The 8,375-nt window shown below is 54.4% G+C and carries 11 protein-coding genes; 7 read left to right on the plus strand and 4 right to left on the minus strand.

What is annotated here, in order from left to right:
• Positions 1 to 681 precede the first annotated feature (681 nt).
• Positions 682 to 819, plus strand: a complete 138-nt coding sequence (locus tag AC2FLP_RS21760; RefSeq protein ID WP_496686480.1) for a hypothetical protein — start codon at positions 682 to 684, stop codon at positions 817 to 819.
• A 74-nt stretch (positions 820 to 893) separates the two neighbouring features.
• On the opposite strand, the gene AC2FLP_RS21765 is transcribed toward AC2FLP_RS21760, so the two are convergent.
• The 4 genes from AC2FLP_RS21765 to AC2FLP_RS21780 form a co-directional block, all read right to left on the minus strand.
• Positions 894 to 2,018: an SLC13 family permease gene (locus AC2FLP_RS21765; RefSeq protein ID WP_496686477.1), complete on the minus strand. Its 1,125-nt coding sequence runs from the start codon at positions 2,016 to 2,018 to the stop codon at positions 894 to 896.
• Positions 1,960 to 2,202, minus strand: coding sequence for a hypothetical protein (locus AC2FLP_RS21770; protein WP_282121201.1), 243 nt, complete (start codon positions 2,200 to 2,202; stop codon positions 1,960 to 1,962). The genes AC2FLP_RS21765 and AC2FLP_RS21770 overlap by 59 nt, the downstream gene beginning before the upstream one ends.
• Positions 2,203 to 2,447: 245 nt before the next feature.
• Positions 2,448 to 2,894, minus strand: a complete 447-nt coding sequence (locus AC2FLP_RS21775; RefSeq protein WP_282170947.1) for a hypothetical protein — start codon at positions 2,892 to 2,894, stop codon at positions 2,448 to 2,450.
• The gene (locus tag AC2FLP_RS21780) at positions 2,891 to 3,316 is read right to left on the minus strand and encodes a hypothetical protein (RefSeq protein ID WP_282170946.1); all 426 of its coding nucleotides are present in this window, start codon (positions 3,314 to 3,316) and stop codon (positions 2,891 to 2,893) included. Before AC2FLP_RS21780 ends, AC2FLP_RS21775 begins: the two co-directional genes overlap by 4 nt.
• Positions 3,317 to 3,642: 326 nt before the next feature.
• Between AC2FLP_RS21780 and AC2FLP_RS21785 the strand changes: the two genes are divergently transcribed.
• The 6 genes from AC2FLP_RS21785 to AC2FLP_RS21810 all read left to right on the plus strand — a co-directional run bounded on the left by AC2FLP_RS21785 (position 3,643) and on the right by AC2FLP_RS21810 (position 8,093).
• Entirely contained in the window at positions 3,643 to 3,912 is a 270-nt protein-coding gene (locus AC2FLP_RS21785) for a hypothetical protein (protein ID WP_282170945.1), read from the plus strand.
• 43 nt (positions 3,913 to 3,955) lie between these two features.
• The gene (locus tag AC2FLP_RS21790; protein ID WP_496686474.1) at positions 3,956 to 4,342 is read left to right on the plus strand and encodes a hypothetical protein; all 387 of its coding nucleotides are present in this window, start codon (positions 3,956 to 3,958) and stop codon (positions 4,340 to 4,342) included.
• Positions 4,339 to 4,545 carry a hypothetical protein gene (locus AC2FLP_RS21795; protein WP_282170943.1) on the plus strand — a complete coding sequence of 69 codons (207 nt, stop codon included), beginning with the start codon at positions 4,339 to 4,341 and terminating at the stop codon, positions 4,543 to 4,545. The genes AC2FLP_RS21790 and AC2FLP_RS21795 overlap by 4 nt, the downstream gene beginning before the upstream one ends.
• Positions 4,546 to 5,541: 996 nt before the next feature.
• Positions 5,542 to 6,675 (plus strand): N-acetyltransferase DgcN family protein, encoded by a 1,134-nt coding sequence (locus tag AC2FLP_RS21800; RefSeq protein ID WP_282170942.1) that lies wholly within the window; start codon positions 5,542 to 5,544, stop codon positions 6,673 to 6,675.
• Positions 6,672 to 7,790 carry an alanine/ornithine racemase family PLP-dependent enzyme gene (locus tag AC2FLP_RS21805; RefSeq protein WP_282170941.1) on the plus strand — a complete coding sequence of 373 codons (1,119 nt, stop codon included), beginning with the start codon at positions 6,672 to 6,674 and terminating at the stop codon, positions 7,788 to 7,790. The genes AC2FLP_RS21800 and AC2FLP_RS21805 overlap by 4 nt, the downstream gene beginning before the upstream one ends.
• A gap of 165 nt (positions 7,791 to 7,955) precedes the next feature.
• The gene (locus AC2FLP_RS21810) at positions 7,956 to 8,093 is read left to right on the plus strand and encodes a hypothetical protein (protein ID WP_299986016.1); all 138 of its coding nucleotides are present in this window, start codon (positions 7,956 to 7,958) and stop codon (positions 8,091 to 8,093) included.
• Positions 8,094 to 8,375 lie beyond the last annotated feature (282 nt).

Raw genomic sequence — 8,375 nt, forward strand, 5'->3', positions numbered from 1 at the left:
GGTAGCCTGCATTTGCGGTCATCATACATTATCCCAGAACCGGGCGATGCGCGCTGACCCATGTTAGCGCCGCTGGGCCCTGGGCAGTGCTGGCGAACCTTGGAGCTGCCCTGATGCTTGACTTCAGAGGTTTGGACACCGGCTGATCTGCGTCAGCGCGTGCTCCAGGCGACGCGGGTATGATCGAAACAATCCGAAACATTTTGATCTTGCCAGAGGAGGCCCCGGTCAGTCGGCACGTTCGCTCCCAAGATCCGGAAACACTGAAAAGGAGGAAACGGTGATGCCCGCAGGTGGCATTCTTTACCCGCATAGCCCTGAGTTCGATCGGTTTTTGCAAGCCTTCGTTGGTGAGGATCGGAAGGGCAATGCTGTTACGGTACTTTCGGCCCTTGCAAGGCTAGAACTCGAACCTTGGGAAGAGGCAGATCCCGATTTATTGGATGCTGATTGCACTCATGGGCGCTCTGATACTTGCGCGGATCTTTTATCTGGCTCAAGCGGGCTAACCTGCGTCAGTACGAAGGCGCTCTGAAATCCGTTAGGTGACATGTGTCCGCTGTGTATTTGGTTGGCATTTTTTTTGAGTACCTGAGGGGCGCGGGGAACATGGAGCTCCCCAAAAGGGCTGTATGAGTCTCGTGCTTCTTATTCTCGGACCGTCCAGGAAAGGACATTCCAATGAATGATGAAGACCAGAGTCTGGAAAACCACACCGTCAAGCACATGGCCTCCGTCAATGCCGCTTGGGACAAAGCGCCTGAAGGCCCCAAAAAGGCGACGACATTGAAACACTATACCAAGGTATTAGTCTGGTAGCCACCAGGCGTAGCAAAGTTTGTACTCGCCCCAAGTATCACCGCAACAACAAAGGGCCGCAGGTCAATGCCGTACTATTCGGCAGGGCCGATTGCGAACGGGGTCACCACGACGGCAACAGCGTTATTGGTGACTGCTTCGGTCAGCACCAAGGACAATAGGTAGACCGCAGCAAGCGTTACAATTGGAGGCATTCCGTCTAGTGCCGGGGTTACGCTTTTGACGATCAGGCCAACGGCCCCAGAGTTTTGAAGACCTATCCCCACAATCAACATTGAGAAGATCAGGACAAGAACACCTGCGTCGATGGAACTCCAGGCCTCGTTGCTGTCGATGCACCGCAATACGAGGATGGTCACAATGGCGATGAGAGCAAGCACACTGACCTCGGCTATCCTAGCGGCTGCAAGGACCACGACCACACACCGCGCCAGGAGAGCGAGCGGCGCTTTCTCGCGGCGGAAAGCGCGGCCTCCGGCATCCGTGATCGCTGCGAGATCGCCAGCCTCGGTCATCTGCGCAAAGCCTTCAAGTGTTCCCTCCAAAAGCAGCGTATCAGCCGGACGCAGGAGTGCCGTTGACAAGTCAGGTCCAATTGTTTCCCCGTGCCGGTGGGCGCCAATGACGCGCATGCCATAGCGAGCTGGGCAAATTCGCACACCACGACTTCGACGGGAAAGGGTAACGATAGCCTCAGCGACTATCAGGTCGGTGACGGCCTCGGGGACTGGTCCTTGACGCAAACTAACTTCGCTACTTTCGATCCTACGGAGGGTGAGGAGTTCCGATGTCGTCACCTTGGCAATGATCTTGTCACTTGGCTCGAGAACGTGCTCATTCAGGCGATCGCGCTTTACCCCGGATCGCGACCGGACACCAATGATCTCCATGCCTCGCCGGTTCAGGTCAAAAATTCCGCCCATGCGCTGACCCACGCCCAGATAATCCTCCCACGGACGAAGCTCTGTGAAGAAGGCTGTTTCATTGTCTGCGCCCAGTCGTGCAATATCCCCGCGATCGGGCAAAAGAAAAGACCCGAGCATGAGTAATGCCAAACCGCCCGTGGCTGCCGCAACCAAACCGACCGGAATAATTTCGAAAATTGAAAGGGGCTCGATTCCCGATGCCTGCGGCACACCATCAACCAGCAAATTGGTTGTATTCCCGATAAGTGTGCAAGTTTCTCCAAGAACCGCCATGTATGATTGCGGGATCAGCAGGCGTGTTGCGGCAAAAAATGAGGCTTCGCGCCAATCGAATGGCCACCGGGATTAAGACAATGACGACCGGCGTGTTGTTCATCATCAAATCTGAGGCGATTAGGTACAAAGCCAATATTTGGGCAGCTATCAGAAAGACCGAAAGGAAATCGAGTATCAACATATTGGTTTTTCCTTTCACAATGCGCAGTGGCTGGTACTTTGGACCCGATGCAAACACACTCCTTCAGGAAAGGAGGAGGACATGCCCGAAATCTGCGAGATCGACGCCCACAGATTGCACTGCGCCGGTGCTCGAACATGACAAGGCATTTAAAACCTGCACAGGTCGTACCAGCAGTTATTTTCTTTATCTCTATCAACTGTCGCCGATCTGCAAACCTTGTTTCAGCCCGCGGATTGGACGGATCAGGACCAAACGAATTTGGTGAGCAACTCAGTCGGGATCACGGGTGTTTGCTGGTGCGAAATCCGAAGCCAATTGTCCTCATCTTGCAAATATGTGGACGCGCAGAGTGCCTCATAGATCGGCACGCCGGCCTTCTCGGCCGAAACGCGATACGCGAGCATTGCAATGATGCCGCGAAGCGTCGTATTGCGGTCGGTCATCACAACAGATCGCCAGCCTGTATTCCGTTGCAAGTGGTCCCAGACCTGTTCGCCTTGAAGGATGCCGGGCGGAAAGGGAAAGATCATGACGGCGTTCTGTGCAGTCGTCGCGCGCGCGCTATCTAGACCACTAGTCCAGAACCTCTCCTCAAGGCTCCAAAGGAACGCGTCTTCGATCGCCGACGTGACCTCAGGTTTCACAATCGATCGCCGGTGGTCCACGGGCGCTTGATGGGCAGAGGTCATTCGTCTGATCCTGGCGAATTGATGAACAGCATTTGTATCAGGACGAAGACGATCGCGAGTATCGCCCAGATTGCACCGCTGGACACCAAGCGACCATTGGCAACTGTCGAGCTCACCCGCGTCAGAGGAGTTACTCGTGGGCTTTCCGGAAGCAACAGGCTCAATTCCTGCGCGACGGCATTGTGGTCCTGCTTTAGCTCGGGAACGTCCCTGAATTTCGAAAGGAGGATCTCAAGCCGCGCGCAGGCTTCTTCCCGCCGCAACTTCACGAGTTCGGCGGTTTCGTTCCAGGGATCGAGGCCAAGACGTGCAAGCGCCGAGAGAACCGTCACGACATATCCGTTCCGGTCTTCGCCGACAGGTGCATAGAGAAAGCGTTCGAATTCAGGTGGGCGAGTACCCAGTGCTTTGTTTTCAGCCATCTTTATTCTCCTCTTTTATTGACGGTCAGCTCTTGACCAGTACGCACCAGGCAAAACGAAGTTCTGGACGCACACAGGTGGAGCATTTTCAGATTTAACCAATTTTACGCGATCGCTCGTCGCGGTGCCCTTACACAGGTCAGTCCAGTTGGCGGTCCAGGGGCCTTCGGTAGATTGCATTCCGGTAGCCGAGACTAACATGCGTCAGCGCCCGTCGAATGATCATGAGATACAAGGAGGGAGTTCGTTCGACCATGTAGCCCCTGGAATCTGGTGGTGAGTGACAATGGCGCGGGAAAGACCCGCAGACAGTCTGGAGGTCAGGGATGAGCACGCGATCGTCGAGATCGATGGTGACTTTTGCCAATGCGTTTGTATTGCCGGGCTACTCGGACGAGCTGGCCGCAGGCGAATATGAAATCGTCGTCGAAGAAGAGCTTTTGCAAAGCCTCAGCTTTGAGGCCTTTCGCCGGACTGCGACCTACTTGGTCGTCCATGGGAAAGGGAGCCAGATTGGTCGCACCGAACAGCGTCCAATCACCGAGAAAGACCTAGAAACGGCGCTGCGCCGGGACCGGCGTATTGACCCAGACTGAAAAATGATAGCGAGGCGGCGCTTTCTCCGCTGGAGGATTCGAAATGAACACTCCTGAATGGCTGAAACCTAGCATCTATGGGGCCGTGATCGGTGCGGTCTTTGTCGGTGTGGTTGGATTTTCATGGGGCGGTTGGGTGACTGGCGGAACCGCAGATACCAGAGCGACGGCGATGGCTCGAAACCAAGTCATAGCGGCGATGGTGCCGGTCTGCCTCGATATGGCACGCGTGGATCCGGATCGGGTTGCACATATTTACACTATTCGAAAAGCCACAACCTACAAACGCCGCGATGCCGCCATGGAGACAGGCTGGGCAACCATTCCGGGCACGGATGTTCCGGACCGTGACATCGCTCAAGCTTGTCTTGCCGGCCTTGACGTCGACAAGCCGCCGGAACGCGCGGAAAACACGGTGGAAAAGGGATGAAACATGCCACACCAAAACCGTTGGCTGAAATGGCGCTGCAGAAGCTGTCTTTTGTGAAGACGATGGCCGTTCAATCAGCGGAACTGACGGGACACCCCATCCAAACTATCGAGAACGAAGACGTGCCACCACTACGAGACGAACGGCCTGAGTCGTGGCGCACCCAACACGACCTTAACAGGGCAACTGAAACCCAAGAATAAAAGCCGATGCCATTAGGTCAGAAGGGAGCCAGTTATGACACCTAGAAAATTGCCCAAAAAGAAACCGTCAGAACGGCTTTCGGTAAGAATGTACATTCTGGCTGGTATCTTCGCGTCATTCGCATTCCCTGTGTTCGCACAATCTGCAGACGCCCTCATGCCTGAGAATGCACACTCCAGGAGTTACGGGGACGGATGGGAATGCGACCGATCCTACCGGGTCGAAGACGACCTTTGCGTCGCCATTATAGTCCCTCAGAATGCTTACGCAACAAACAGGACCTATGGCAGGGGCTGGGATTGTTTGCATGGATTTCTAGAAGAAAATGGCCTGGCTTGTGTCGAAGTACCCGTACCCGAAGGCGGATATCTCGCCTCTTCAGGAAAAAGTTGGCGGTGCCTGCGCGGCTACGTGAAAATTGACGAGACTTGCCTGGAAGTTGCAGTACCTGACAACGGGTACCTGTCGGGCGAGTCTTATGGTGATGTTTGGGTTTGCAATCGGGGCTATCGGGCCGAAGGTGAGATATGTGCCCCAATCATGGTACCAGCCAATGCCTTTCTGAATGGATCGTCTTATGGGCAACCCTGGACATGCGAGCGCGGGTACTTCCAGCGAGTTGGCGCTTGTGAACCGGTTATTGTTCCCGAGAACGCTTACTTTGACGATGCCTCCCATGGACAAGGTTGGAAATGTGACCGCGGGTATGCGGAAACTGCCAGTGGATGCGTTTTCATAGACTTACCGGCCAACGCCCACTTGGACAGGGCCGGAAACCGCTGGGAGTGCCACCGAAATTTCCAGCGATCAAAGGGCGTTTGCGTTCTGAACAACTAACGCGAAGCCTGCTGATCCCAAATCAGGCGTCACTTCGTTGACCCTGGTGGCTTCATTGTCCCGGGTTTGGCTCGACATAGAAAGGAACAGACATGAAAACGGAAGATCATTTAGCGCAAATGAAGAGACCGGTCGCAAGAGCAGCACAGGCGCCGCCGATGGATCTCTCAATTTGTCCAGATAACCCTCCTAAGATAATCTCTTATGACGCTCCAACCGCCACCGTCTATTGTGAAGGGAATTTCGGCAAGACTGACGGCAAGACTGCAAACGGTCTAGTCCGGTTTTCGCAGGTCTTTCGTGTTCTGTCAGTAATTGACAGCACTCTAGAAGGGCGTGACAGCGGCGAGGTTCTCGATGGTATCGACAACGGCATTCCAGTGCATGGCGATCTTAGCGCGGCCATCGCTCACGAAGCGGTAGCCCCAGACACTCTGATCTATGGAATGGCACCGTCCAGTGGTACATTGTCCACGGCAGACAGAGGCGTTGTTCTGGACGCGATTTCGTCAGGCATGAATATCGTCAGTGGGCTACACGAATATCTCGGCGACGATCTCGAAATTGGCTCAGCCGCCCAGTTTGGATGTGTTACCATTCGGGACATTCGGAAGCCGCAACCTAGCAAGAACATGCGTCTGTTTGACGGCTGCGTTGCAGATGTTGAAGCGATCCGTATCGCTGTGTTGGGCACTGATTGCGCAATCGGAAAGCGGACCACGGCAACTTTGCTGGCGAATGCCCTGAATGAACGGGGGATCAAGACGGTTTTGGTCGGAACCGGTCAGACCGGCGTGATGCAGGGAGCCAAGTATGGTATTGCCTTGGATGCAGTGCCGCCTCAGTTCTGCTGTGGCGAGCTTGAGCGTGTCATTGTTGCGGCATCCGAAAAGGAACAACCAGATGTCATCCTAATTGAAGGCCAAGGCGCGCTCAGCCATCCGGCTTTCTGCACATCAGCATTCATTCTTCGCGGTAGCCAGCCACACGCCGTCATTCTGCAACACGCCCCCAAACGGACCCACCGTTGCGATTTTCCCAACATGCCGATGCCCGATCCGCGCCTCGAGATAAAACTTATCGAAGCTTTCGCCAAAACGAAAGTGATTGGTGTCACGCTCAATCATGAAGGAATGACGAACACCGAGGTGGAAACAGCCATCAGGGGCTTTTCACGCAACTTCTGTCTCCCAGTGACTGACGCTCTGCTCCGACCAGCGGCGCACTTGGCAGAGTTGGTTCTTTCTGCCTATCCCCAGTTGCGGCCATTGCCACGTGTGGTTGCCGAATGACGACGCCGCGGATCGAAATCGACTTGTGCAAGATCCGCCAGAATACGCGCTTTCTGGTGGACCGTCTTGCTTCGCACGGGATCAGTGTGACAGGCGTGACAAAGGCTGTTTGCGGTGACCCAGCCGTCGCCCATGCCATGCTAGAAAGCGGCGTTTCCCAGTTGGCCGATGCCCGGGTCGCGAACGTAAAGCGCATGCGTTGCGCCGGCATCATCTGCCCAATATCCATGATCCGCTCTCCTTTGCTGAGCGAAATCGATCAAATCATCGAGACCTGTGAAACCAGTTACAATACAGAGATAGACGTTATCGCGGAACTTTCCGCAGTCGCGCTACGCAATGGCGAGGTGCATGGCGTTATCTTGATGATTGAGATGGGAGATATGCGCGATGGGATAATGCCAGAAGATCTTGAGCGTATCGCGACATTGGTGATGAAGATGCCTGGCGTAGCTCTCAAAGGTATTGGTGCCAACTTCGCCTGCCTGGGCAACATTGCTCCGAACGCTGATGCAATGGATGTCGTAACGACGCTCGCATACGAAATCGAGGGCGCTTGCGGCCCATTTCTTGAGACCGTATCAGGAGGCAGTTCCGCCAATTTACCTTGGGCTTTGGATCTACCGACAAAGGGGCGTATCAACGAACTGCGCCTGGGCGAGGCGATCCTGTTGGGCACCGATCCCGTTTCCGGCGAGCAGATAGATGGGCTTCATACAGATGCGTTCACTCTTGTGGTCGAGGTGATCGAAACAAAGTTCAAGACAAGGCCCTTTCCCTTGCGTCTGATTGATCCGGCTCTTTTGGCGTTGCGTCTTGTGCAGGATAGTTCCAGCAAGTCCCGTTCGGTTCTTGCTGTCGGGCTGCAGGACACGAATGTTGGCGGGCTGAGCTTTCCTACGGACATCACATTTGTCGGCGCGACGAGTGATCACACTGTCACTGAAACCTCCAAATGCGCTTTGCAGGTTGGGGCCGAAATCAGGTGTCAGTTGAACTACGGTGCGCTCATGAGGGCGATGAACGCGACCGATGTCGAAAAGGTCTTTGTCAGTGAAACAACTTGGAACGGAGCTGTGATAGAACCGGATCGTGTGCATCCAACGGTGATATAGGCCGATGAGCTCAAATTGAGGCAGCATCAAATCACGATAGAGGAACCGATCTCTTGGTAGCCCATAGTAAATCGGGTCTCCAACACCTATATGTGCACTAGCCACAAGTGAATTTTATGTTCCATCGCGAGTTCGAAATACTTGTTGGCAATCAAAGGAAAAAGCATGTCTTTCAAGGATCTGACGATCAGAGCGGCAGCGTTGCTGAATTCGAAGGCTGCTGAAGACTCAGAAGTCGAACCCAAACTCAAACCTGCCTTCATCGGCCCGGAACAGGTCAAGTCTGACCCCAAGAAATCATGAATATCCGGTAGGTCTGAACGGTGTCGTCACGTTAACCGTCGTTCGGTTGCCGATGATATGATTTGAACGTAAGTGACATCGATGAATTCAACATCCATCAGCTACAAGCGTCACCGATTTCCCCCTCAGATCATTACCCACGCGGTGTGGTTTTATCCCAAGCTAACCTGCGTCAGTGTTGCGGGGCGGAGAAGATGAGTACATGGCTTCGTGCCTGCCGAATCTCCGGCGGCACTCATTTCCGAGCAAAATAGAAGCGCGTGAAGCGTGCGGTTCTTGAAA

This window comes from Ruegeria sp. CDSA141 (genome assembly GCF_059612005.1).

Excerpts from the sequence above, each read along its gene's own strand:
- AC2FLP_RS21760 (WP_496686480.1), top strand. The coding sequence starts at position 682 with ATGAATGATGAAGACCAGAGTCTGGAAAACCACACCGTCAAGCACATG.
- AC2FLP_RS21765 (WP_496686477.1), bottom strand. The coding sequence starts at position 2,018 with ATGGCGGTTCTTGGAGAAACTTGCACACTTATCGGGAATACAACCAAT.
- AC2FLP_RS21770 (WP_282121201.1), bottom strand. The coding sequence starts at position 2,202 with ATGTTGATACTCGATTTCCTTTCGGTCTTTCTGATAGCTGCCCAAATA.
- AC2FLP_RS21775 (WP_282170947.1), bottom strand. The coding sequence starts at position 2,894 with ATGACCTCTGCCCATCAAGCGCCCGTGGACCACCGGCGATCGATTGTG.
- AC2FLP_RS21780 (WP_282170946.1), bottom strand. The coding sequence starts at position 3,316 with ATGGCTGAAAACAAAGCACTGGGTACTCGCCCACCTGAATTCGAACGC.
- AC2FLP_RS21785 (WP_282170945.1), top strand. The coding sequence starts at position 3,643 with ATGAGCACGCGATCGTCGAGATCGATGGTGACTTTTGCCAATGCGTTT.
- AC2FLP_RS21790 (WP_496686474.1), top strand. The coding sequence starts at position 3,956 with ATGAACACTCCTGAATGGCTGAAACCTAGCATCTATGGGGCCGTGATC.
- AC2FLP_RS21795 (WP_282170943.1), top strand. The coding sequence starts at position 4,339 with ATGAAACATGCCACACCAAAACCGTTGGCTGAAATGGCGCTGCAGAAG.
- AC2FLP_RS21800 (WP_282170942.1), top strand. The coding sequence starts at position 5,542 with ATGGATCTCTCAATTTGTCCAGATAACCCTCCTAAGATAATCTCTTAT.
- AC2FLP_RS21805 (WP_282170941.1), top strand. The coding sequence starts at position 6,672 with ATGACGACGCCGCGGATCGAAATCGACTTGTGCAAGATCCGCCAGAAT.
- AC2FLP_RS21810 (WP_299986016.1), top strand. The coding sequence starts at position 7,956 with ATGTCTTTCAAGGATCTGACGATCAGAGCGGCAGCGTTGCTGAATTCG.